24 protein-coding genes are annotated in these 21,878 nt (G+C 70.0%); 10 read left to right on the plus strand and 14 right to left on the minus strand.

The window, feature by feature from the left end:
* Positions 1–45: 45 nt before the first annotated feature.
* From K6T25_RS04585 to K6T25_RS04605, 5 genes are all read right to left on the minus strand, one after another.
* Positions 46–306, minus strand: a complete 261-nt coding sequence (locus K6T25_RS04585; protein WP_222916872.1) for a hypothetical protein — start codon at positions 304–306, stop codon at positions 46–48.
* A gap of 108 nt (positions 307–414) precedes the next feature.
* Positions 415–1,551 carry a citrate synthase gene (gene citZ / locus K6T25_RS04590; protein WP_222916873.1) on the minus strand — a complete coding sequence of 379 codons (1,137 nt, stop codon included), beginning with the start codon at positions 1,549–1,551 and terminating at the stop codon, positions 415–417.
* Positions 1,552–1,676: 125 nt separating this feature from the next.
* A complete protein-coding gene (locus K6T25_RS04595; protein ID WP_222916874.1) occupies positions 1,677–2,117 on the minus strand; it encodes a PaaI family thioesterase in 441 nt (146 codons plus the stop codon).
* Positions 2,118–2,244: 127 nt separating this feature from the next.
* Entirely contained in the window at positions 2,245–3,060 is an 816-nt protein-coding gene (gene ubaA / locus K6T25_RS04600) for an SAMP-activating enzyme E1 (RefSeq protein WP_222916875.1), read from the minus strand.
* Positions 3,061–3,175: 115 nt separating this feature from the next.
* The gene (locus K6T25_RS04605; protein ID WP_222916876.1) at positions 3,176–3,838 is read right to left on the minus strand and encodes a helix-turn-helix domain-containing protein; all 663 of its coding nucleotides are present in this window, start codon (positions 3,836–3,838) and stop codon (positions 3,176–3,178) included.
* Between the two features lie 139 nt (positions 3,839–3,977).
* Between K6T25_RS04605 and K6T25_RS04610 the strand changes: the two genes are divergently transcribed.
* Positions 3,978–5,648, plus strand: coding sequence for an NADH-quinone oxidoreductase subunit D (locus K6T25_RS04610; protein WP_222916877.1), 1,671 nt, complete (start codon positions 3,978–3,980; stop codon positions 5,646–5,648).
* 138 nt (positions 5,649–5,786) lie between these two features.
* Positions 5,787–6,797 (plus strand): NADP-dependent oxidoreductase, encoded by a 1,011-nt coding sequence (locus K6T25_RS04615; protein ID WP_222916878.1) that lies wholly within the window; start codon positions 5,787–5,789, stop codon positions 6,795–6,797.
* A 49-nt stretch (positions 6,798–6,846) separates the two neighbouring features.
* Here K6T25_RS04615 and npdG read toward each other — a convergent pair whose 3' ends face one another.
* Complete coding sequence (npdG, locus tag K6T25_RS04620) at positions 6,847–7,515, minus strand: NADPH-dependent F420 reductase (protein ID WP_222916880.1); 669 nt, start codon at positions 7,513–7,515, stop codon at positions 6,847–6,849.
* 145 nt (positions 7,516–7,660) lie between these two features.
* Here npdG and K6T25_RS04625 point away from each other — a divergent pair, with 145 nt between their 5' ends.
* On the plus strand, positions 7,661–8,140 hold the full coding sequence (locus tag K6T25_RS04625) for a hypothetical protein (protein WP_222916882.1): 480 nt from the start codon (positions 7,661–7,663) through the stop codon (positions 8,138–8,140).
* Positions 8,141–8,165: 25 nt separating this feature from the next.
* On the opposite strand, the gene K6T25_RS04630 is transcribed toward K6T25_RS04625, so the two are convergent.
* The 3 genes from K6T25_RS04630 to K6T25_RS04640 all read right to left on the minus strand — a co-directional run bounded on the left by K6T25_RS04630 (position 8,166) and on the right by K6T25_RS04640 (position 9,912).
* The gene (locus K6T25_RS04630; RefSeq protein ID WP_222916884.1) at positions 8,166–8,507 is read right to left on the minus strand and encodes a DUF7534 family protein; all 342 of its coding nucleotides are present in this window, start codon (positions 8,505–8,507) and stop codon (positions 8,166–8,168) included.
* Positions 8,508–8,514: 7 nt separating this feature from the next.
* Complete coding sequence (locus K6T25_RS04635) at positions 8,515–9,381, minus strand: TIGR01548 family HAD-type hydrolase (RefSeq protein ID WP_222916886.1); 867 nt, start codon at positions 9,379–9,381, stop codon at positions 8,515–8,517.
* A gap of 105 nt (positions 9,382–9,486) precedes the next feature.
* Positions 9,487–9,912: a UPF0146 family protein gene (locus K6T25_RS04640; RefSeq protein ID WP_225917803.1), complete on the minus strand. Its 426-nt coding sequence runs from the start codon at positions 9,910–9,912 to the stop codon at positions 9,487–9,489.
* A gap of 40 nt (positions 9,913–9,952) precedes the next feature.
* Between K6T25_RS04640 and K6T25_RS04645 the strand changes: the two genes are divergently transcribed.
* Complete coding sequence (locus K6T25_RS04645; RefSeq protein WP_222916888.1) at positions 9,953–10,474, plus strand: archaemetzincin family Zn-dependent metalloprotease; 522 nt, start codon at positions 9,953–9,955, stop codon at positions 10,472–10,474.
* A 117-nt stretch (positions 10,475–10,591) separates the two neighbouring features.
* Positions 10,592–11,044 carry a ferritin-like domain-containing protein gene (locus K6T25_RS04650; RefSeq protein ID WP_222916890.1) on the plus strand — a complete coding sequence of 151 codons (453 nt, stop codon included), beginning with the start codon at positions 10,592–10,594 and terminating at the stop codon, positions 11,042–11,044.
* A 72-nt stretch (positions 11,045–11,116) separates the two neighbouring features.
* Here K6T25_RS04650 and K6T25_RS04655 read toward each other — a convergent pair whose 3' ends face one another.
* Together K6T25_RS04655 and K6T25_RS04660 are read right to left on the minus strand one after the other, a co-directional pair.
* Positions 11,117–12,946, minus strand: coding sequence for a ribosome biogenesis/translation initiation ATPase RLI (locus K6T25_RS04655; protein ID WP_222916892.1), 1,830 nt, complete (start codon positions 12,944–12,946; stop codon positions 11,117–11,119).
* Positions 12,947–13,264 (minus strand): EMC6-like membrane protein, encoded by a 318-nt coding sequence (locus K6T25_RS04660; protein ID WP_222916894.1) that lies wholly within the window; start codon positions 13,262–13,264, stop codon positions 12,947–12,949.
* Between the two features lie 115 nt (positions 13,265–13,379).
* Here K6T25_RS04660 and K6T25_RS04665 point away from each other — a divergent pair, with 115 nt between their 5' ends.
* Positions 13,380–13,658 carry a MarR family transcriptional regulator gene (locus tag K6T25_RS04665; RefSeq protein WP_222916896.1) on the plus strand — a complete coding sequence of 93 codons (279 nt, stop codon included), beginning with the start codon at positions 13,380–13,382 and terminating at the stop codon, positions 13,656–13,658.
* A gap of 237 nt (positions 13,659–13,895) precedes the next feature.
* Here the strand turns inward: K6T25_RS04665 and K6T25_RS04670 are convergent, their stop codons facing one another.
* Entirely contained in the window at positions 13,896–15,782 is a 1,887-nt protein-coding gene (locus K6T25_RS04670; RefSeq protein ID WP_222916898.1) for a PINc/VapC family ATPase, read from the minus strand.
* Between the two features lie 103 nt (positions 15,783–15,885).
* On the opposite strand from K6T25_RS04670, the gene K6T25_RS04675 reads away from it, so the two are divergent.
* Positions 15,886–17,043, plus strand: a complete 1,158-nt coding sequence (locus K6T25_RS04675; RefSeq protein ID WP_222916900.1) for a M20 family metallopeptidase — start codon at positions 15,886–15,888, stop codon at positions 17,041–17,043.
* Positions 17,044–17,136: 93 nt separating this feature from the next.
* Positions 17,137–18,666, plus strand: a complete 1,530-nt coding sequence (locus K6T25_RS04680; RefSeq protein WP_222916902.1) for a carboxypeptidase M32 — start codon at positions 17,137–17,139, stop codon at positions 18,664–18,666.
* Positions 18,667–18,734: 68 nt separating this feature from the next.
* Here the strand turns inward: K6T25_RS04680 and K6T25_RS04685 are convergent, their stop codons facing one another.
* The gene (locus K6T25_RS04685; RefSeq protein ID WP_222916904.1) at positions 18,735–19,592 is read right to left on the minus strand and encodes an isocitrate lyase/PEP mutase family protein; all 858 of its coding nucleotides are present in this window, start codon (positions 19,590–19,592) and stop codon (positions 18,735–18,737) included.
* Positions 19,593–19,692: 100 nt separating this feature from the next.
* On the opposite strand from K6T25_RS04685, the gene K6T25_RS04690 reads away from it, so the two are divergent.
* Positions 19,693–20,628: a class I SAM-dependent methyltransferase gene (locus K6T25_RS04690; protein ID WP_222916906.1), complete on the plus strand. Its 936-nt coding sequence runs from the start codon at positions 19,693–19,695 to the stop codon at positions 20,626–20,628.
* Between the two features lie 40 nt (positions 20,629–20,668).
* Here the strand turns inward: K6T25_RS04690 and K6T25_RS04695 are convergent, their stop codons facing one another.
* Complete coding sequence (locus K6T25_RS04695) at positions 20,669–21,316, minus strand: DUF7095 family protein (protein ID WP_222916908.1); 648 nt, start codon at positions 21,314–21,316, stop codon at positions 20,669–20,671.
* Between the two features lie 132 nt (positions 21,317–21,448).
* On the opposite strand from K6T25_RS04695, the gene K6T25_RS04700 reads away from it, so the two are divergent.
* On the plus strand, positions 21,449–21,832 hold the full coding sequence (locus tag K6T25_RS04700) for a hypothetical protein (protein ID WP_222916910.1): 384 nt from the start codon (positions 21,449–21,451) through the stop codon (positions 21,830–21,832).
* Positions 21,833–21,878: the final 46 nt, after the last annotated feature.

Here is a 21,878-nt window from a genome sequence, read left to right on the forward strand (position 1 = left end):
CGCGGCGACGAGCCGGAAGCTGCGAGCGCGAGGTGGGTGTGGCGCCTACCGGCGCGCGTACCGGACGAGTTCGCGGCCGAGGAAGCCGACCGCGAGGCCGGCGCCGAACGCGCGGCCGAGTTCGGTGCGGCGGCGGGCCGCGTACTCCTCGGGGAAGTAGTCGGTCATGAGGTCGAACATGCGCTCGCCGACCTCGTGACGGACGAGCCGTCCGCTCTCGCCGGCTCGATTTCGCGCCTCGCTCCGGACCTTCTCGGCGTACTCGCTGTAGTCGTCGCTTCGGGGACTTTTGATCTTTAGATCCATACACACTATAGCCTCTCCATACGGATAACTGTTTCTCAGACGCGTGTGATCACGCATCTCGGATCGAGATTCCAGAAAAATCGATCGACCGTACTACCAGGTTTCGATCTACCGCTCGTCGATCGGCACCCACTCCGCGTCCGTCTCGCCCACGTAGCGAGCCCGCGGACGGATCAGCCGGTTGTCCTCGAACTGCTCCATCACGTGCGCGGCCCAGCCGCCGACGCGCGAGACGGCGAAGATGGGCGTGTAGACGTCGATCGGGATGCCCATCTGGTAGTACGTCGTCGCCGAGTAGAAGTCGACGTTCGGCGCGAGGCCCTTCTCCTCGGCCATGTACTCCTCAATGGCGACGCTCATCTCGTACCACTTCCGGTCGCCGGCGGCCTCGCCGAGTGCCTCCGAGCGGTCGCCGAGGATCGTCGCGCGCGGGTCCTTCACGTTGTAGACGCGGTGGCCGAAGCCGGCGACGCGGCGGCCCTCATCGAGCGCCCGCTTCACCCACTCGACGGGGTCCTCGTCGGCCTCGTCGACCTCCTGGAGCATCCGCATCACGTTGGCGTTGGCGCCGCCGTGGAGGCTTCCCGAGAGCGTGCCGACCGCGGAGGTGATCGCCGAGTGCATGTCCGCGAGCGTCGACGCCGTCACCGTCGCCGAGAAGGTGGAGGCGTTGAGGCCGTGGTCGGCGTGAAGCACGAGCGCCTGATCGAACACGTCGGCGGTGACCTCGTCGGGCACCTCGCCGTTGAGCATGTACAGGAAGTTCTCGGCGTGCCCCAGGTCCTCGCGCGGCTCGACGGGCTCGTCGCCGTCGCGGACGCGCGCGAACGCCGCCAGCGCCGTCGGCAGTTTCGCCGTGATCCGGCGCGCCTTGCGAACGTTCGCCTCGGGGTCAGTCGGGTCGGCGTCGGCGTCGGGGTCGGCCGCCGACAGCGACGACGCCGCGGTGCGCAGCGCCGCCATCGGCTCCTCGTCGGCCGCCGCGAGGCGCGTGACCGTCTCGAGGGTGTCGTCGTCGAGGCCGCGCTCGGCGCTCATCGCGTCCGCGAACGCGGACAGCTCCGACTCCGTCGGGAGTTCGCCGTTCCACAGGAGGTACAGCGTCTCCTCGTAGGAGGCGTGCTCGGCGAGGTCCTCGATGGTGTAGCCGCGGTAGACGAGTTTCCCCTCGTCACCGTCAATGAAGCTGAGGTCGGACTCGGCGACGAGGACGCCCTCCAGTCCCCGCTTGAGTTCGTCGGACATACCTCGGAGTTCCGAGGGGCGGCCGAAAAACGTTATCTTTCGGGAAGAACCCACGCATCCCGCCGGGCGCGACGCCGTCGCGCCGATCGACCGCGACGCGGCTCCATCGATCCCGCCGCGCCGGGCTACTCCGCCAGCGAATCGTCGCCGGGCGTGACGCCCCAGGCGCCGCCGTCGCCGCCGCCGCCCGTCTTGAACGTTCCCCGCGCGTCGGCGACGTGGGTGCCGTCGACGTCCTCGATCGTCACCTCCGCCGTGGCGACGGTGCCGCCGTCGCGCACGACCTCCGCCTCCGCGCGCAGGTCGGTCGTCGCCGGCGCGAGGTAGTCCATCCGCATGTCCACCGTCGGCGTCGGCTTGTGATGTAGCGAGATGACCGCCGCCCCCGCGGCGGTGTCCGCCAGCGCGTACGTGACGCCGCCGTGGGCGATCTGCCGCCCCGGCACCGACGACAGCTCCTCGCGCATGGGGAGTTCGACGACCGCGCGTCCCTCCGCGGCCTCCACCACCTCCATCCCGAGGTGGTCGGCGAACGGCATCCCGTTGAGCAGGTCGGCGACGCTCATCGCTCCCTCCGCTCGGCGTGCGCTGCGAGGTCGTGCATACGCTCGCGGTCGACACCGGGAAGGAAAAACGGACCGAACCGGCGTCGCGGTGGTCGCCGTCCCCGCCCGCGCGTCCGCCGGATCGCGCTCAGTCGGCGGTGACGCCGCAGCCGTGCTCGTAGTCGATCCCCTCGATCGAGTCGATGGGGTCGTCGCCACACACCGGGCAGTCCGGGTTGCGGCGGTACGGCACCGTCTCGAACGTCATGTCCATCGCGTCGTAAAACAGGAGCCGACCGTCCAGCACCTCGCCCGCATCGAGCAGGAGCTTCACGGCTTCGGTCGCCTGCACGCAGCCGACGGTTCCGGGGAGCACGCCCAGCACGCCCGTGCTCGCGCAGTCGGGGATCTCGCCCGGCTCGGGCGCTTCGGGGAACAGACAGCGGTAGCAGGGCCCCTCGGGCACCAGCGTGGTCGCCTGCCCCTCGAACTTGTAGATGGAGCCGTGGGCGACCGGCGTCTCGGTCAGGCGCGCCACGTCGTTGACGAGATAGCGCGTGCCGAAGTTGTCCGAGGCGTCGACGACGACGTCGTAGCCGGCGATCAGCTCCTCGGCGTTGGCGGCGTGCAGCCGCGTCTCGTGGGGCTCCACGTCCACGTCGGGGTTGAGGTCGCGGACGTACTCGGCGGCCGACTCGGCCTTCGGGCGCCCCACGTCGGCGTCCGCGTGGACGATCTGTCGCTGGAGGTTCGACCGCTCCACCTCGTCGTCGTCGACGATGCCGATGCGGCCGACCCCGGCGGCCGCGAGGTACTGGACGACCGGCGAGCCGAGCCCGCCGGCGCCGACGACGAGCGCCGAGCCCGAAAGCAGCGCCTGTTGACCCGCCGGGCCGACCTCGTCGAGGATGATGTGCCGCGAGTAGCGGTCGAGTTGGGTGGAGTCGAGCGCGAGTCCGGTCATGTCCGTTCGTCGTTTCCGTGAGGCCATAAGCGCCCTGCCGGCGGCGAGGCGGCCGGTGAACTGTTCGGCTCCGGCCGTCGAGAGGGACGATTCGGGAGCCGCGTTCCGCCCGTCGCTATCGATCGTCGACGGCGCCCCGGACGAGCGTGGCCTCCGCCCGCCGGATGTGCTCGGCCGCCGTGCTCGGGGCACAGTCGAGGCGCTCGGCCACGTCCGCCACCGTCGCACCCCGCGGCTCCTCGTAGTAGCCGGCGTCGACTGCGGCGGCGACGACCTCGCGCTGGCGATCGGTGAGTCCCCCGCCGGGAGCGACCGCCGCGCCGGCGCCGCTGCGAACCCGACGGACCGACACGTCCACGCCGTCGGGGATTCGGTCGATCGCCCGTCCGAGCGCGTCGCCGGTGCCGACGACCGAGAAGCGCATCGAGCCGTCGGTGTCGTAGACGACCGGCGGGACGACCACGACGTTCTCGTCGGCGAACGCCTCGACGAGTCCGCGGTCGCGCTCGGTGAGGCGTTCGCGGACGTACAGGTAGAAGCCGTCGACGGTGGACTCGGCGGACGGTTCGACGACCTCCGTCGTGTCGACGCCGTCCAGCGCGGGGAGGAACGGCTCGGGTGGCCCGTCGATGTGGAACAACAGGACGTTCGTCTCGCCGATCCGCGGGTTCCACTGGAGCAGTCGCGTCGGGCCGAACTCCGGATGGTCGGCGACGAACGCGTGCATCGGATGCGTCGACGCCTCGTCGGGGTCAAGCCGGAGGGCGAGCGTCTTCACGCCCGGACGGGTCGCGTGCCCGGCACATAAACGATCCCAGATATGCGGGAAAACGGTCAGCGTCCTGTGGGATCGACCACCGGACACGACCGGCGATCCGTCGCGTTCCTCGCGGCGGCCACCGGCTACCCCCGCATCCATGAGCACACAGACGCCAGCGGAACGACCCGACAGCGACGACCCGATCGCGCCACCCGACGAGCTCGCCGAGCTGCTGGGCGATCGCGTGATCGGTCGCGAGGAGCACCTGAACGCGCCCGGCTACGTGATCCGCCCGGACGCAGTACAGGACGTGCTCTCCACGCTGAAGAACGAGGCGGGCTACGACCACCTCTCGTGTGTCACCGCACAGGAGTACGAGAACCGCTACGAGTCCATCTACCACCTGAAGGCGTATGACGATCCGACTCGTGAGGTTTCGGTGGTCGTTCCCGCGGACACCGATGCGCCCCGAAGCGAGTCGGCGGAGCCGGTGTTCCGGACGGCCGACTGGCACGAGCGCGAGGCGTACGACCTGATCGGTATCGAGTACGACGACCACCCCGACCTCCGCCGCATTCTCCTCCCCGAGACGTGGACGGGGCATCCGCTGTCGCTCGATTACGACCGGACCCGTCCGCAGATCGTTAGATACGACGAGAACGCCAATCCGCTGGAGTCGGACACCCGCGCCGAGCGGGACACGGATACGATGATGCTCAACATCGGGCCACACCACCCCGCGACCCACGGGGTGATGCACCTGGAGGCGACACTGGACGGCGAGCAGGTCGTCGACGTGGAGCCGGACATCGGCTACATCCACCGCTGCGAGGAGCAGATGTGTCAGAACGGAACCTACCGCCACCAGATCATGCCGTACCCCGACCGCTGGGACTGGGGCGGCGCCGGCCTGCTCAACGAGTGGGCGTACGCCCGGGTCGCCGAAACGCTCGCGGACATCGGGGTGCCGGAGTACGCGCAGGTCGTTCGGACGATGAGCGCCGAGCTGTCGCGCATCCTCTCGCACCTGCTTGCGGTGGGCGCGTACGCGCTCGACGTCGCCGGCGACTTCACCGCGACGTTCATGTACGCGATCACCGAGCGCGAGACGGTTCAGAACATCCTTGAGGATCTGACGGGCCAGCGGCTCATGTTCAACTACTTCCGCCTCGGCGGGGTCGCGTGGGACCTCCCCGAACCCCGCGAGGAGTTCTTCGAGAAGACCCGCGACTTCCTCGAGGAGTTGCCCCGGCGGCTCGCGGAGTTCCACGACCTGCTCACGGGCAACGAGATCATCCAGATCCGAACCGTCGACACGGGCGTGCTGCCGCCGGAGGTCGCCAAGGACTACGGCTGTACGGGACCGGTCCTCCGCGGCTCCGGCGTCGACTACGACCTCCGCCGCGACGACCCCTACGGCTACTACGACGAACTGGACTGGAACGTCGTCACCCAGGAGTCCGGCGACAACTTCGCCCGACTGCAGGTCCGGCTTCGGGAGATGGAAGAGTCCGCGAAGATCATCGAGCAGTGTCTCGATCTCCTCGAAGGGTGGCCGGAAGCCGATCGCTCGGTGCAGGCGAACGTCCCGAGAACGATCAAACCCGACGACGACACCGAAGTGTACACCGCCGTCGAGGCGGCGAAGGGCGAACTCGGCATCTACGTCCGTGCCGACGGGACGGACGAGCCCGCGCGGTTCAAGATCCGCGGGCCGTCGTTCTCGAACCTTCAGGCGCTGCCCGAGATGGCCGAGGGCGAACACGTGCCCGATCTCATCGCGAGCCTCGGAAGCCTGGACACGATCATGGGCGAGGTCGACCGCTGACGCGGATCGGCCGACCGCGACGTTCGACTGGCTGTCCGCTTGGCCGGGTCCCCTCGGTGACGGGCCGTGACCGGAAACCGCCGGCGCGTCGTGTCCCGTTCCCGAAGGGTTACGCGCCGGGCGCCCGTCGTACAGTCCATGTCCGACAACAGACGCTTCCACCTCGCGAAGCGACCGGAGGGCGTACCGAGCACAGACACGTTCGACCTCCGCGAGGTCGACCGCCCCGACCCGGGTCCGGGCGAGGCGCTCGTGCGCGTGCTGTACCTCTCGGTCGACCCGTACATGCGCGACCGGATGCGCGCCGGCGAGTCGTACGCCGACCCGTGGGAGGTGGGTGACCCGCTTCGCGGCGGCGCCGTCTGCGAGGTCGTCGAGTCCAACGGCGCCGGGTTCGAGCCGGGCGACACGGTCGTCGGCAACCTCCCGTGGGCCGAGTACGCGACCGCCAGCGGGTCGGATCTCACGCCGGTCGACACCGGTGGCCTCCCCGTCTCGACGGCGCTGGGCGTGCTGGGAATGCCCGGCCGCACCGCCTACTTCGGCACCCGCGAGGTCGCCGAGCCGAAGGCCGACGACTGGATGGTCGTCTCCGGCGCCGCCGGCGCGGTCGGCTCCGTCGTCGGCCAACTCGGCGAACTGCAGGGCGCGAACGTGGTCGGGATCGCCGGCTCCGACGAGAAGTGCGAGTGGCTCACCGACGACCTGGGCTTCACCGCCGCGATGAACTACAAGGAGGAGGACGTCGGCGCTCGCCTCGACGAGGTCGCCGACGGCGTCGACGTGTACTACGACAACGTCGGCGGCCCCGTCACCGACGCGGTGTGGGGCCGGCTGAACGTCGACGCCCGCGTCGCGGTCTGCGGACAGATCGCCCTGTACAACGACGAGGAACTCCCCACCGGCCCGCGGAAGCTCGGCAAGCTCGTCGAGGCGCGCGCCCGCGTCGAGGGCCTGCTCGTGCGCGACTTCGCCCCGCGGTTCCGCGAGGCGACCGAGCACCTCGCCGGGCTGGTCGCCGCGGGCGACCTGCAGTACCGCGAGACGGTCACGGAGGGCATCGAGAACGCCCCCGACGCGTTCCTCGGGCTGTTCGAGGGCGAGAACGTCGGCAAGCAGGTGGTGAAGGTCGCCGAGACGGGCGAGTAGCGCGGGAGCGTCCGATCCGCGGCGACAGCCGACTCGACCCGCGCGGTGGTCAGTCGAACCGGACGCCCAGGTCGTGCAGGTCCTCGTTGTTCGTCGCGACGTTGATCAGCAGCGGCGTCAGCGACTCCACCTCCGCGGCGTTCGAGAGCCCGCCCGCCGACAGCGCGCGCAGTCCCTCGATCTCCTCGGCCAACCGCGAGACGGTGTCGGCGGCCGCGTCGTCGTCGGCGAGGACGAGCGTGTCGATGCCCAGGTTCTGCGAGAGATCCGAGAGCCGCCCGGCCGCGAGGTTGTGGAACGCGCCGACGACCGGCACCTCGTCGGGGACGGCGTCGCGCACGAGCGCGGTCACGCTGCCCGCGCCCGGCGGGTGATAGTGGAAGCCGTCGTCCTCCCGTTTCATTCCCGCCGCGGGCGTGACGACGACGTCGTCGGCGTCGAGGTTGCCGGCGACCGCCTCGACCGTGTCGGCGACGTGGTACGGCGGCACCGCGAGCACGACCACGTCGGCGCGGTCGGCCGCCATCGCGTTGTCGAAGCCCTTGACAGTCGCGTCGCCGCCGGCCTCTGCGACCGTCGCGGCGTAGTCGTCGGCCGCGGCGCGGGCCTTCTCGGGGTCGCGGGAGCCGACGAGCAGTTCGTGATCCGTGTCGCGGCCCCAGCGCACGGCGAGCCCCTCGCCGATGTCGCCGGTGCCGCCGAGCAGCGCGATTCGCATGGGCGGACGTGAGTGCGGGCCCGCGGTAAGCGTTGCGTGACCGGACAGGGCTGACGGTATCCCGCGGATCCCCTCCCGGCCGCCGTGTACGCCTCGGGATCCGCGGCGCCGCCGGCTTCATACGATCCGACTCGAATCCGAACGCATGGCCGTCCCCGACGCCGTCGACGTCCTCCTCCGTCCGACTCCCGACGAGCGCGCTCGCCCGGGGCGCGCGTTCCTCGGCGACGACGAACTCCTGCTGGCGACGACGCGTCACGGCCGCCTCACCCGGCTGCTCGCCGGGGCGGGGAACGGCCTCCTCGGCGACCTCCCGGAGTCGCTGGGGTGGTATGACCCGCACGCGGTCTCGCGAACCGAGGCGGTCCACGACCCCGAGACGCTGCGGATCCGCTACGGCGACCTCACGGGGCTCGCGCCGATCGCGCGACCGACCGGCTTCTCGCTGTACCTCCGCGTCGACGGCCGGAGCGAGGAGGTTCGGCTGGCGTTCCGCTCCGACGACGAGCGCGCGGAGGCCGTGTCGCTCGCGCGGGCGCTCCGCGATCGGGCGCGCGCCGCCGGGGGCGACCCCTCGGTGTTCGACCCCGGGGGACGGACGCGCCTGCTGCCGCTCGACGAGTGAGCACGCAAGTCACGACTGTGGCGGATCACCTCCCGACCGCACCGCCGCGCTTGTACACGAACCAGTACGCCAGCACCGGCGACACCACCAGCATCGGCCCGACCGTAAGCGCCAGCGTCAGGCGGTCCGGCGGGACGAACTGCGTCGCGAGCGCCAGCGCCAACAGGTCGAGCATCGCCACGAAGGTGAGGAATCGAACGAGTCGCGCGATCCGGGTCCGTCGGTCGTCGCCCCGCCCGTTACCGTCCTGTCCGTCGTCGCCCCGCCCGTTACCGTCCTGTCCGTCGTCGCCCCGCCCGTTACCGTCCTGTCCGTCGTCGCCCCGCCCGTTACCGTCCTGTCCGTCGTCGCTGCCTCGCTCGCTCACGGGGCGGTCACTCCAGCAGGTCCGGCAGGTCGTTCACGCTCTCGACGACGGCGCCGGCGCCGGCGTCGGCGTACCTCGCTCGACCGTCGTCGCCGGTGAGTCCGCCCGTGAGGACGCCGATCCCGTAGTAGGCGGTCGAGTCGTCCGCGGCGTCGGCGTTGACCGCGGTGCGCACGTCGTCGAGGGTGTCGCCGACGAACGCGACGGTGTCGGCGTCGGTTCGCTCGGCTAACGTCACGAGCGCCCGGGGATGAGGCTTGCCCTCCTCCCAGTCGTCCATCGTGAACCGGCGGTCCGCGGCCACGTCGAGGCCGACGCGGTCGAGGGCGATGTCCGCCTCCGCGGCGGGGCGGCCCGTGAGGACGCACACCGGGTAGCGGTCGGCGAGCGCCTCGACGGTCGCTTCCGTCAGGATCACCGGCTCGTCGTGGATGAACCCCGGCGCCTCGAACGGCGGCTCCCCGCCCTCGATGTCGCGGTACAGTTCGGCCCCGAGGTACAGCGCCTGGAACGTCTCGCGCAGCGCGTCGGGGTCCCACTGGGCTTCGATCTCGTCGGCCGCGTCGTCGCCGAGAGCGTCGCGGATCGTCGCGCGGGCGCCCGCGAGGCCGGTTCCGTTGGCGGCGATCGCGGCGGTGAACCCCGCGACGTCGGCGTCGAGTCCGCGCTCGCGGGCGAGCACGTACAGCGCGACGGCGTCGCTCAGCTCCCAGTCGTTGTTGAAGCCGCCGGCGTCCTTGAACGGCTGGAGGTCCTCCCGGGGAAGGGTGTCGCCGTACAGCCGCTCGACGCTCTCGACGACCGCCCGACGGTACGAATCCGCCACGTCGACGAGCACGCCGTCCACGTCCAACACGACCGTGTCGACTCGCATACGAACGGGAGGGGGTGGGCGGCGTATGGGCGTTGCGACTCCGTGTGATGGGCTGCTCCGCCACGACGGCGGTCACCTCACTCGACGAGCACGGCGACAGGCGCCTCACTCGACGAGCACGTCGTCGGGGTCGCGAGCGACGTACAGCGTGTCGCCGCCGGGCAGCGCCAGCGGCGTCGCGTCGACCGCCGGCGGGTCGCCGCCGAGCGTCGTGAAACAGCAGGCGGCGTCGACCGCGTCGGCGACGCCGACGAGTGGGCGGTGCAGTTCCGGCGGGGAGTTGAGCGCGTACACGCAGTCGACGCGGTAGTGGGCACCCGGCTCTCGACAGTCCGCGGCGGCGACGATATCGTCGCGGACGAACGCGACTCCCTCGGGGGGATCCCGCTCGACCACGTCCGTCGCGGCCACCGCGCGGCCGTCGCTCGCGAGGCCCGCGGCCACCGCGTGGCGGGTGCCGACTCCGACCTCGCAGAGTCGGTCGAACCGACCGAGTTTCCGGCGGACTGCGGCGCGACGATCGTCTGACACGGTCGGGTAACTTATGTTCGCACCCATCATAAGCACGTTCATGCTTGTCGACATCGTGCCCATCGGGGACGTCTCCGCGCAGGTGAAGCGGGAGGCGTCGGCGGGTCTCCGCTCGGTGTACGACTGCGACGTGACGGTTCACGACGAGCAGTCGATCCCGGAGGGCGCGTACGACCGCAGCCGCAACCAGTACCGCGCCGAGCAGTTCATCGAGCTCGTCTCGCGGACCGGCGGCGGCGAGAAGAACATCGGGATCACCCCGCAGGACCTGTACTACCGTCGACGGAACTACGTCTTCGGGCTCGCGTACCTCAACGGCAACGGCTCGGTCGTCTCCACGTACCGTCTCCAGACCTCCTCGGACGGCGGCGTCACCTCCAAGCCTTCCAGCGAGGTGTTCTCCGATCGCGTCCGCAAGGAGATCGTCCACGAGATCGGCCACACCCTCGGCTTGGAGCACTGCGACAACAGCAAGTGCGTGATGTCCTTCTCCCCGACGGTGCGCGAGGTCGACGTGAAAGAGGAACACCTCTGTGGCACCTGCGCCCGCGAACACCTGTAGCCCTCCGCACCGACCGTTTCGCGCGTTCGGGTCCCGTCGGTTCGTTCGATCTCTCGTTCCAACGTTCCCGCTCCGGCGGACAGCTATATTGCCGCGGGGCGACGACATCGAGTCGTCATGTCCGAGAAAGTCATCGACCTGCTGCGCGAGGCGTACGGCGACGAGATGGAGACGGTAATGAACTACCAGACGAACGCGATCGTCCTCGACGGCGTGCGCGCCGAAGAGATCAAAGAGAGCCTCCAGACGGACATCCAGGAGGAGCTGACCCACGCCGAACAGCTCGGGAACCGACTGAAGCAGCTCGACGCGCGGCCGCCGGGATCGGCGGAGTTCACCGCGAGCCAGGACTCGCTGCAGCCGCCGGAGGACTCGACGGACGTGCTGTCGGTTATCGAGGGCGTCATCGACGCCGAGGAGGGCGCCATCGCGTTGTACCGCGACCTCATCAAGGCGGCGGAGGCGGCGGACGACCCCGTCACCGAGGATCTCGCCGTGACGATCCTCTCCGACGAGGAGGCCCACCGCTCGGAGTTCAACGGGTACCGCAAGGAGTACAGGCGGGACTAGGTCGGGTCGTCGCGGCGGAGTTCGTTCCGGAAGCGTGACCGGCGACGAATCGAGCGAGAGAACCGAACCGGCCTACCGGGAGTAGTAGTACTCCCCGTCGCTTTTCTGCTGGCGGTCGAGCTGCGAATCGGGCTTGTTGATCCGCGGGCGCCCCGTCCGCTCGTCGCGGCGGAACGTGATGTCCAGGTCGCCGAGGAAGTCGTTCATTCCCGAGCGCATCCCCTGGGGCCGGGTCGCGTGTCCGTGCACGGCGGGCTCGCCGTCGAACACCATCAGCCGGTCGGCCAGCAGGTCGATCATGTAGATGTCGTGGTCGATGACCATCACCGTCGCGTCGTGGTTCTCGGCGTACCGGCGGATCGCGGTCGTCGCCTGCACGCGCTGTTCCACGTCGAGGTGCGCCGACGGCTCGTCCAGCAGGTACAGGTCGGCGTCCTCGGAGAGACACGCCGCGATGGCGACGCGCTGGCGCTCCCCGCCCGAGAGGTCGGTGAGGTTCTGCTCCATGATCGGGTTGAGCTGGAGCGGGCGGGCGATCTCGGTGTCCCAGTAGGAGGAGCCGAAGTCGTCGGCGATCGACGAGAGGAACGCGTCCACGCGGATCGGCTGGTCGATCTCGATGTACTGCGGCTTGTACGCGATGTCGAGCCGGACGTCGAGTTCGCCCTCGTCGGGCTCCAGCTTCCCGGCGAACAGCTTCGCCATCGTCGACTTCCCGATCCCGTTGGGGCCGACGATGCCCAGCACCTCGGACTCGTGGACGGCGCCGCCGTCGACCGAAAGCGAGAACTCCCCGTCGGCGTAGGACTTCTCGAGGTCGGGGTACTCGAACAGCACCTGCGAGCGCGTGATCTCGCGGGGCGCGTGCTCGTCGAAGGTGATCGAGTCCGGCCGGATCCGCATGTTCTCGTTGTCGAGATACCCCTTCAGGTACTCGTTGATGCCGTTTCGGGTGGACTTCGGGTCCGTGACGACGCCGTACGCGCCCGGCTCGCCGTAGGTGACGTGCAGCGTGTCCGCCAGCAGGTCGAGGATGGCGAGGTCGTGCTCGACGACCATCATCGAGCGCTCGCCGTCGTCGGCGAGCTCGCGGATGAGCCGCGCGGCGGTCATCCGCTGGCCGATGTCCAGATACGGCGTGATCTCGTCGAGGAAGTAGAAGTCCGCGTCGCGCGCGAGCGTCGCCGCCAGCGCGACGCGCTGGAGCTCGCCGCCGGAGATGGAGTCGATGTCCTGGTCCATCACCGGACCGATCGAGAGCCGCTCCACGAGGGAATCGAGCACGCCGCGCTCGTCGGTCCGTTCGAGCAGCTCGCGGGTGTTGCCGTCGAACTGCTTGGGGATCTGGTCGACGTACTGCGGCTTGCGGGCGACCTCGACTTCGCCCTCGATGACGCGCTCGATGTAGTTCTGGAGCTCGGTTCCCTTGAAGCGCTCCAGGACCGCGTCCCAGGTCGCCTCGTCGGCGTGATCGCCGAGGTTCGGGATCAGCTCCCCCGAGAGCATCTTCACCGCGGTCGACTTCCCGATCCCGTTGGGACCGAGGATGCCCGTCACCGTCCCAGGTTCGGGCACGGGAAGGCCGTACAGTCCGAACGCGTTGTCGCCGTAGCGGTGAACCGGATCGTTCTCCAGTTCCGACGGGAGGTTGATGATCTCGATGGCGTCGAACGGGCACTTCTCGACGCAGATCCCGCACGTCTCGCCCAGACAGATCTCCTCGGATATCCACACCTGGTCGGGGCCGCCGTCGTACGGTTCGTCCTCCGCGTAGTGGTCGCCGCGCTCGACGATGCAGTCCTTCCCGGTGCGGTTGGGCGGACAGAAGTTCGCGCACTCGTAGTTACACCGATCGGGCTGACACCGGTCGAGGTCGACGACCGCGATGCTGTCGTCGGCCATCTATCGGAGGTTCGCCGAGAGGATGACGCCGTAGGAGATGAACCACAGCGTGAAGGTCATGAACGCCACGTACAGGTTGTCCTTGATACCGAAGTCCTCGATTTCAACCCCGAGGAGCTTCAACAGTGGGATCTGAACGAAGACCGCGACCGCGACCACCAGAAGGGCGAGCCGGTTCGTCGCGGCGTCGACGCCGACCCCGAGAAACGGAAGGGAGGCGGAGACGAGCGCCGCGGCGATGCCCGCCAGACACGCGACGGTGGTGACGGTCACCCCGCGCAGGTGGTCGGAGAGCCCCGAAGCTGTTTCCGTAGCCATGGGCGTAGGTCCGCCAGCCGGCGACAAAAGGGGTTCGCTTGGCCGATGCCCGAACACGGACACCGAATAATGTTCGGTGTACCTTTATCAGTGTCCGGTGTTTCGATTCGTAACGATGGCCGGAACCGACGAGGAGTCACTCGACGATCTCCCTCCCAGCGCGAAGCTCGTGTTCAAAGTACTGGAGTACAACGGACCGTTGACGCAGAAAGGCATCGTCGAGGAGTCGATGCTGTCCGCCCGGACCGTCCGGTACGCGCTCGAACGACTCGAAAACATCGGTATCGTCGACGAGGACGTCTACTTCGCCGACGCCCGACAGAACCTCTATCAGATCGACGCACCCCAGAAGGCGGAAGCCGACGGCGGCCAGGAAGCGACCTGCGCCGAGTGAGCCGGTAGCCCCGCGACCGACGCGCGTCCACACGATTTCGGTGTTCTCGACCGGGTTGCGAGGGGGGAGCCACAGCCACGAGGATTCAAGTCGGAAGCCGGGACCACGCCGTTCCGTGCGGTGACGCCGACCGCGCGCCGTCCCGCGAAACCCCGGGACTCGACGGCGTGCGATCCCGACGGGTCCCGGTGTCAGCCCCACGGAACCCTACCCGACGCACGAGCGACCGCGTCGGCGTCAGGCCGGCACGACGGTGATCGTCCGCTTGCGATCGATGGCGTCCTCCAGCTCCTCGGCGATGGCGCTCCCCCGCGAGACCTGGATGTCGCCGCCGCGGCCGACCGTCGCCGTGAACAGGTACTCGTCGTCGGCGCGGACCTCGACCGTCTCCCCGACGTGTTCGTCCATCCGGATCACGACGTGGCGGCTCGTGATCTCCGGCTGGACGACCTCCCCCTGCGGCTTCGGCGTCGACGCGGGATCGCCCGCGCCCGAGGCGCCGGCGGCCCCCCCCGAGTCGCCGGGACGGTCGGCGTGGGTTCGCACGTCGATGTCGATGCCGAGGCGGTTCTCGATGTCGGTGATCCGGCCGCCGCCCTTGCCGATCACGTAGCTGATGTCGTCCTCCTCGACGTAGACGACGGCGTCGTTCTGGCCCTGCAGCTCCACGTCGACGTGGCCGCGCGCGACCGATCGGATCTCGCGTTCGATCTCCTGTCTGGCGAGGCGGTCGACGCCCGTCTCGCCGCCCCCGCCGTCGGCGCCGTCGAGCGGCACCGTGACGACCTGGTTGTTGAACGTGTAGATCTCGTACTCCGGAACGCCGGTCTCGAAGTCGACGACCTGGATCACGGGACGCGAGAGGTCCTCGGCGGTCAATCCCTCGGGCACCTTCACCTGGGTCGTCACGTCGTAGACGGTGTCGACGGCGCCGGCCTCGATGAACACGACGGTGTCGACGACCTGCGGGATCATCCCCAACTCGACGCGGCCGACGAGCCGCTGGAGCGCGTCGATGGCGCGCGTCGCGTGCGTGACGCCGACCATCCCGACGCCCGCGAGGCGCATGTCCGCGAACACCTCGAAGTCGTGGGTCTTGCGCACCTCGTCGTAGATGGTGTAGTCCGGCCGGACGAGCAGCAGCGAGTCGGCCGTGTTGGCCATGTCGCCGCCGAGCGCGGTGTACTGGGTGATCTCCTCGGAGACCTGCAGGTCGCGCGGCTTCTCCATCGTCTTCACCGCGTAGTCGCTGTCGTTGAGGAACTCCGCGACCGCCTGCGCGAACGTCGACTTCCCGGCGCCGGGCGCGCCCGCGATGAGGACGCCGCGCTGGCGCTCGGTGAAGCGGTCTCGCAGTTCGTCCGCGAACTCGTAGTCGTCGAGCGTCGTCTTCGCGATCGGCCGGACCGCCGTGATCTCGACGGCGTCCGAGAACGGCGGGCGAGCGACCGCGATCCGGTAGTTGCGGTACTGGACGATCGTCATCCCCGGCTCCGACAGCTCGATGAACCCCTGGTTCGACGCGCGGGCGGTTGCCTCGATCTCGTCGGCCCACACGGCCATCTGCTCCTCGTCGCTGAGGTCGCCCTCCTCGTCGATGTGGACGTAGTGGAGGTCGGTGATGTCGCCGCGTTTCGCCTTCGGACGGGTTCCCGTCTTGAGGTGGACGGACATCGTGTCGTCGGTGAAGAACCGCTCGACGTCGAGGCCGTCGTCCTCCGTGACGCCGCGGGGCACCGCCTCGACGTACTCCACGTCGAGACCGGTCGCCTTCCCCGCCTCCGCCTGCACGAAGTCGGAGGTGAGGAGGACTGCCTCGTGTTCGACCGCCAGCTCCCGGATCAACGCGTCGATGTCGCCCTCGCCGGCACCCTCCTGCTCGGCGACGGTCGGACGACGACCGACGAACTCGGCGGTGATCGTCCCCTCGTCGGCGAGCTCGGCGATGCGCTGGAGTTCGGCGAGGCCGTCCCAGCCGGTGTCGTGGCCGGCGTTGGCCTGCGCCTCCAACTCGCCGACGACGGCCTCTGGGACGAACACCGTCGCCCCCTCGTAGTCCCCGTCCGCGACCCGCTCCGACACGCGGCCGTCGATGACCGCGCTCGTGTCCGGCACGACGTTCATATCGGATGTGGGGTCGGGAGCGGTTTAAGACTGCTTGCACGCGGTCGGTCGGCCGGAACGCGGCGACGCCGGAGTTATGCTCGCGCCGACCGCCCGGACGGGTATGAGCGACGACGACGCGAGCGGTGGCCTCGACGAGGAGACGAACGCCACGGATCCCGACGGCCTCCGCGCGCTCACACGCGAACTGGTGTCGATCCCGAGCCACGACGACCCGACCGCCGCCGGCGACGCCATCGAGTCGTGGCTCCGCGCGGAGACCGACGCCACCGTCGACCGCGACGAGCACGGCAACGTGTTCGCCCGCACGGGCGACCCCGACGCGCCGACCGTCGCGCTCGTCGGCCACCACGACGTGGTGCCGCCGGCGAAGTCGCAGACGACCGTCGGCGACGACGGCGAGGAGCGGTACGTGCTCGACGAACGCGACGGCCGGCTGTACGGCCGCGGGAGCGCCGACATGAAGGGCGCCGTCGCCGCCGCGATGTGCGCCCTCAGGGACGCCGACCCCGACGGGGTGGAGCTGTGTTTCGCCTCGTTCGTCGGCGAGGAGCTGGGCGGCGTCGGCGCCCGCGCGGCCATCGAGGACGGCTTCACGCCGGAGTTCGCCGTCGTCGGCGAGGGGTCGACGAACTACTCCGGCGAGGGCGTCACCGACGTGGTCGTCGCGCACAAGGGGCGGCGCGCGAGCACGCTCGTCGCCTCGGGCGAGAGCACGCACGCGAGCATCCCGGAGAAGGGCGTCAACGCCGTTTACAGCGCGTGCGACGCCGTCGACGTGGTCCGCGAACTCGACTTCCCCGAGACGACCGTCATGGGCGAGCGTGTGCGCGGGAGCGTCGCGGTCACCGAGATCGACGGCGGGACGGCGTGGAACGTGGTGCCGGATCGCTGCGAGGTGACCGTCGACGAGCGGACGGTACCGGGAGCGCGCGCGCCGTTGGAGCGCGCCGAGTCGATCGACGGCGTCGAGTGGAGGGTCGAGCAGGACCTCCCGCCGATGGCCTGCTCGGACGACGCGTTCGCGGACGCGGCGCTGACGGTTGCCCGCGACGTGCAGTCGGGCACCCCCGAACACGTCGTGAAGCCGCACGCGACCGACGCCGGGTGGCTCGCGGAGGCGGGCACCGCCTGCGTGATCTGCGGCGCCGCCGAGACCGGCGAGGCACACACCGACACCGAGAGCGTATCCTACGAGGTGCTCGACCGCTGTTACCGGATCTACCGCAGCATGGCCGAGGACGCAGAAGCGTTCGCGTGAGCCGTTCACGTGAGTCGTGACGCTCGCTTGCGCGAGCGTGAGCGCGGTCGCGTAACGGTTGGTTGAAGGCGGGTCGGCGGCAAGGTTTGCGTGATGGCTACCGACGCACATGGGAGCGGGGCCGAGACGGCCGACGCGTATACGGAACTAGTGGAGCGATTCGAACGCATCAACGGCGTGCAGGGCGCCGCGGGCGTCCTCGGATGGGACCAGCAGGTGATGATGCCCGAGGGCGGCACGCCCGCCCGCTCACAGCAGCTGTCGGTGCTCTCGTCGCTGAGCCACGAGCTGCTCACCGACGACCGCACCGCGGAGCTGCTCGACGAGGTCGAGTCGATGGACCTGGACGAGGAGGGGGAGGCGCTCGTGCGCGAGGCCCGTCGCGAGTTCGAGCGCGCCGACGCGGTGCCGACCGAGCTGGTCGAGGAGATCTCCGAGACCTCCACGGAGGCGCTGGGCGCGTGGGAGCAGGCCCGAGCCGAGGACGACTTCGAGCAGTTCGCGCCGTACCTCGAGACGCTCGTCGACCTGAATCGACAGTACGCCGAGCACATCGATCCCGACCGCGACGCCTACGAGGTGCTGTTCGAGGACTACGAGCCGTGTCTCCCGCTCTCGCAGGCCGAGGACATCCTCGAGACGCTGAAGGAGACGCTCGTCCCGATGATCGACGAGATCCGCGAGTCCGACGCGGACGTGACCACCGACGCCTTCGACGGCGAGTTCCCCGCCGACGCACAGGAGGACCTCTCGCGGGACGTGCTCTCGACGCTCGGGTACGACTGGGACCGCGGGCGTCTCGACGTCTCCTCACATCCGTTCACCTCCGGCAACGTGTACGACTGCCGCGTCACGACTCGCTACGACGAGTCGGACCCGCTCGGCGGCCTGATGGCCACCGTCCACGAGTTCGGCCACGCGTTCTACAACCTCGGCCTGCCCGAGGAGCAGTTCGGCACGCCGCTGGGCGAGTCGCGCGACCTCTCGGTCCACGAGAGCCAGTCGCGCCTCTGGGAGAACCACGTCGGCCGCTCGCCGGCGTTCTGGGAGCTGGTGACCCCGAAGTTCGCGGAGCGCTTCGACACCGACGCGACGGCGCGGGAGGCGTACGAGTCGGCCAACCAGGTGTACGAGGACAACCTCATCCGCGTCGAGGCCGACGAGCTCACCTACCACCTCCACATCGTCATCCGCTTCGAGATCGAGAAGGCCCTCATCTCGGGCGAGCTGGACGTGGAGGACGTGCCGGAGGTCTGGAACGACAAGTACGAGGAGTATCTCGGGATCCGCCCCGAGACGGACACGAACGGCTGCCTGCAGGACATCCACTGGAGCCACGGCAACTTCGGCTACTTCCCGACGTACTCGCTGGGCTCGGTGCTGGCGAGCCAGCTGTTCAACGCCGCCGAGGACGACATCGGGAACATCTACGGGGCGGTCCGCGAGGGCGACTTCGAGACGCTGCAGGAGTGGCTCCGCGAGAACATCCACGAGCACGGGAGCCGCTACGAGACGAACGACCTGGTCCGCGAGGCTACCGGCGAGGACTTCACCGCCGACTACTTCGTCGACTACGTGACGACGAAGTACGGCGACCTGTACGACCTCGAGGAGTCGGTCTGAGCGGCACTCGCTAGTGGACTGACGAACGACTGTTCTCCCGACTCGCGGCCGTCCCGATCCTCGCGCGGTTACGATCGCTGCTGAGCGGCGACCTCTAGCAATTCCTTCAGGTCGTCGTACGGGATGCCGCCGGCCATCGACTCGTAGGTCCCCTCCTCGCGGAGTTCGGCGGCGACCTCGCCGAGCAGCCCGAGCGTCGCGCGCATCGGACCGGAGCCGACCGAAACCCGCGCGACCCCCGCCTCCGCCAGCGCGTCGACAGACGGCGCCCCCGGCCCGCCGAGGACGTTCAGCGGGGCGTCGAGACGGTCGACGAGCGCCCGGATCGTCTCGATGTCGGAGACGCCGGGCACGAACAGACAGTCGCTCCCGGCGTCGACGTAGGCGTTCGCGCGGTCGACCGCGCGGTCGAGGCGGTCGCCCTCCTCGCCGACGCCGAGCCAGAACACGTCCGTGCGGCCGTTGACGACGACCGGGACGCCCGCGTCCTCGGCGGCGTCGCGGGCGGCCCGGATCGCCGCGACGTGGTCGTCGACGGGGACGAGCGGATCGTCGGGGTCGCCGGTACCGTCCTCGAGGTTGACCCCGACGGCGCCGGCGTCGATGGCGGCCGAGACGGTGTCGTACACCGCGTCCGGCGTGTCGCCGTAGCCGGCCTCGATGTCGGCGGAGACCGGATGCGCGACGGCGTCGGCGATCCGCTCGACGACCGCGAGCATCTCCGCACGCGAGAGGACTTCGCCGTCAGGCACGCCCCGAGAGACGGCGATGCCGGCGCTCGTGGTTCCGATCGCGTCGAAGCCGGCGTCGGCGAAGACGATCGCGCTGGCGGCGTCCCACGCGTTCGGGAGGACGAGCGGCCCGTCGTCGGCGTGATGGAGCGCGCGAAGCGCCTCGCCCCGCTCGCGCTGTGTCTCGTAGTCCATTGGCGACAGTACGCGCGCGGCCGGCATGAATCCCGCCGGCGACCGCGGGAGCGATCCCCCGACTTATCACCGCCGGCCCGTCAGCAACGGACAACAGACGATGCGTCGCTTCACTGCGGACTATCTCGAACGTACGCGCCGCGGGATGTGGGCGTCGCGCGAGGCGCTCGCGCCGCTCGATCTCGACGGTCGCCGCCGGGTCCTCGATGTGGGGTGTGGGACGGGCGAACTCACCCGCGTGCTGGCCGAGGAGGCGCCCGAGGCCGCGGTCGTCGGCGTCGACGCGGACACGGACCTGCTCGCGGCCGCCCGCGACGTGGGTGGCGAGGCGATCCCCGGCGACCGCGACGACCACAGCGATCCGGAACACGATCGAGAGGACAACCCGGCCAGCCACGACATCGACTACTGCGCCGGCGACGCGACCCGCCTTCCGTTCCCTGACGACGCGTTCGACCTCGTCGTCTGTCAGGCCCTCCTGATCAACCTCCCCGAGCCCGCGGCGGCGGTGCGGGAGTTCGCGCGCGTCTCCTCGGAGTTGGTCGCCGCCGTCGAGCCCGACAACGCCGACGTGGAGGTGACCTCGACCGTCGACACCGAGGCGTCGCTGGAGGCCCGCGTCCGCGAGGCGTACATCGCGGGCGTCGAGACGGACGTGGCGATGGGCGATCGCGTGCGTGAAGTGTTCGCCGAGGTCGGCCTCTCCCCCATCGAGTCGCGGCGCTACCGCCACGAGAAGCGCGTCGAGCCGCCGTACTCGGAGACGGACCTCACGGATATCACCAGAAAGGCCAGCGGCGCCGGCCTCGCGGACCACGAGACGGAGCTCCGCCGAGCGCTCGACGGCGACGGCGAGAACGGGACCGGTTGTGGGAACGTGGACGGGGGTGGGGACGGAGACGGTGGGGGGGACGGCTACGACGAACTCAGGCGCGAGTGGCGCGAGATGGGTCGGGAGGCCGCACGGCAGGCACAAGCGCGGGAGTACGAGCGCATCGAGACGGTCCCGTTCGACGTGACGGTCGGTCGGATCTGAGGCGACGCGTCACGTGTCGCCCGGGTCGGCGATGTCCGTCCTACACCACGTCGCCGCGGACGGTCGTACCCTCCTGCCGCTCGCGATACGCCGTCATCGCCTCGGCGATCTCGGTCGCCTCGCCCTCGTCGACCCCGAGCATCTCCAGCGCGCCCGACAGCGTCGGGAACGGGAGTTCGCCGTTCCGGAGTTTCGCCGTCGTCTCGGTCGCCCGCTGCCCCTCGCCGTACAACTGCACGCCACGAGGGTCGAGCACCTGCTCGTGGGCGCCGCGGTCGAGCGCGCTCTGCAGGCGTTGTCTGACGTTCCGGTCGAACGGCGCGTTACACACCTCCAGGTGGATCGGCTCGTCCTCGGGCAGGAGGTGCGCGGCGAGGCATTTCTCGGGCGCGGCGTAGCCGTTGTCGTTGGCACGGATCTGCTCGGGGTACTCGCGTGCCCACTCGGCGGAGACGGACTTCCCGACGCCCTTCACCCCGTGGGATCGCTCGAACTCCGCGGCGGCGTCGGGGTCGTCGCCGCGCATCAGGAGGTCCTTCGTCACGTACACGTCCAGCCGGTCGATCGGGTCGAGACCGAGCGCCACGTCGCCGTACACCCACACCTCGCGGACGGGGACGGGCATCGGCCCCTCGTCGACGGCGTCGATGATCGCCTCCACCCGGTCGAGGGCCGCCTCGCGCTCCATGCCCTCGCTTCGGCACGCGCCGGTGAAGCGTCTTACGCGTCGCGTCCGGCGTCGGACGGGGACCGATCCGCCGTCCGCTCCGACGCCCGCGCCGCCCGAGCGCTGAAGTGAACCGTCCGCGAGGCGGCGACCGTGTTCGAACCCCTGTTCCCCAACTGGTCCTCGCCGGCCGCGGTCGCCGGGCTCGTCGCGCTCCTCGCCCTCTCGAACGCCACGCTCGTCGCCCTCGTCGCCACCGCCTCGTGGGGCGACCGACGCCGAACGGCGCTGGCGACGGCCGTCGCGGTCGGCTCCGTCGCCGCCGCGGTGTCGGTGCTTCGCGTCGGCGGCCTCGGCAACGCTGGCGGCAACGTCGAACTCCTCGCGCGATTCATGCTGATCCTCGTCGCCGGCCGCGCGGTCGTCTCCCGGCCGACGGCCGTCCGCCTCGTTGTCGGCGCAGTCGCGGTCGTCGGCGCGCTGGTCCTACTCCTGGTGACCGTGCCGCTGTACGGCGAGGCGACGGTCGCGCCCTGAACCGACGGACGCTCCGGCCCCATTCCGCCGGATGACGACCGGGCCT

Source organism: Halobaculum rubrum (genome assembly GCF_019880225.1).
In the GTDB taxonomy this organism is placed as follows: domain Archaea; phylum Halobacteriota; class Halobacteria; order Halobacteriales; family Haloferacaceae; genus Halobaculum; species Halobaculum rubrum.

Excerpts from the sequence above, each read along its gene's own strand:
- K6T25_RS04695 (WP_222916908.1), bottom strand. The coding sequence starts at position 21,316 with ATGGAGCGCGAGGCGGCCCTCGACCGGGTGGAGGCGATCATCGACGCC.
- K6T25_RS04610 (WP_222916877.1), top strand. The coding sequence starts at position 3,978 with ATGAGCACACAGACGCCAGCGGAACGACCCGACAGCGACGACCCGATC.
- citZ (WP_222916873.1), bottom strand. The coding sequence starts at position 1,551 with ATGTCCGACGAACTCAAGCGGGGACTGGAGGGCGTCCTCGTCGCCGAG.
- K6T25_RS04680 (WP_222916902.1), top strand. The coding sequence starts at position 17,137 with ATGGCTACCGACGCACATGGGAGCGGGGCCGAGACGGCCGACGCGTAT.
- K6T25_RS04650 (WP_222916890.1), top strand. The coding sequence starts at position 10,592 with ATGTCCGAGAAAGTCATCGACCTGCTGCGCGAGGCGTACGGCGACGAG.
- K6T25_RS04635 (WP_222916886.1), bottom strand. The coding sequence starts at position 9,381 with ATGCGAGTCGACACGGTCGTGTTGGACGTGGACGGCGTGCTCGTCGAC.
- K6T25_RS04665 (WP_222916896.1), top strand. The coding sequence starts at position 13,380 with ATGGCCGGAACCGACGAGGAGTCACTCGACGATCTCCCTCCCAGCGCG.
- K6T25_RS04615 (WP_222916878.1), top strand. The coding sequence starts at position 5,787 with ATGTCCGACAACAGACGCTTCCACCTCGCGAAGCGACCGGAGGGCGTA.
- K6T25_RS04655 (WP_222916892.1), bottom strand. The coding sequence starts at position 12,946 with ATGGCCGACGACAGCATCGCGGTCGTCGACCTCGACCGGTGTCAGCCC.
- K6T25_RS04645 (WP_222916888.1), top strand. The coding sequence starts at position 9,953 with ATGCTTGTCGACATCGTGCCCATCGGGGACGTCTCCGCGCAGGTGAAG.
- K6T25_RS04685 (WP_222916904.1), bottom strand. The coding sequence starts at position 19,592 with ATGGACTACGAGACACAGCGCGAGCGGGGCGAGGCGCTTCGCGCGCTC.
- K6T25_RS04625 (WP_222916882.1), top strand. The coding sequence starts at position 7,661 with ATGGCCGTCCCCGACGCCGTCGACGTCCTCCTCCGTCCGACTCCCGAC.
- K6T25_RS04585 (WP_222916872.1), bottom strand. The coding sequence starts at position 306 with ATGGATCTAAAGATCAAAAGTCCCCGAAGCGACGACTACAGCGAGTAC.
- K6T25_RS04595 (WP_222916874.1), bottom strand. The coding sequence starts at position 2,117 with ATGAGCGTCGCCGACCTGCTCAACGGGATGCCGTTCGCCGACCACCTC.
- K6T25_RS04670 (WP_222916898.1), bottom strand. The coding sequence starts at position 15,782 with ATGAACGTCGTGCCGGACACGAGCGCGGTCATCGACGGCCGCGTGTCG.
- K6T25_RS04690 (WP_222916906.1), top strand. The coding sequence starts at position 19,693 with ATGCGTCGCTTCACTGCGGACTATCTCGAACGTACGCGCCGCGGGATG.
- K6T25_RS04660 (WP_222916894.1), bottom strand. The coding sequence starts at position 13,264 with ATGGCTACGGAAACAGCTTCGGGGCTCTCCGACCACCTGCGCGGGGTG.
- ubaA (WP_222916875.1), bottom strand. The coding sequence starts at position 3,060 with ATGACCGGACTCGCGCTCGACTCCACCCAACTCGACCGCTACTCGCGG.
- npdG (WP_222916880.1), bottom strand. The coding sequence starts at position 7,515 with ATGCGAATCGCGCTGCTCGGCGGCACCGGCGACATCGGCGAGGGGCTC.
- K6T25_RS04675 (WP_222916900.1), top strand. The coding sequence starts at position 15,886 with ATGAGCGACGACGACGCGAGCGGTGGCCTCGACGAGGAGACGAACGCC.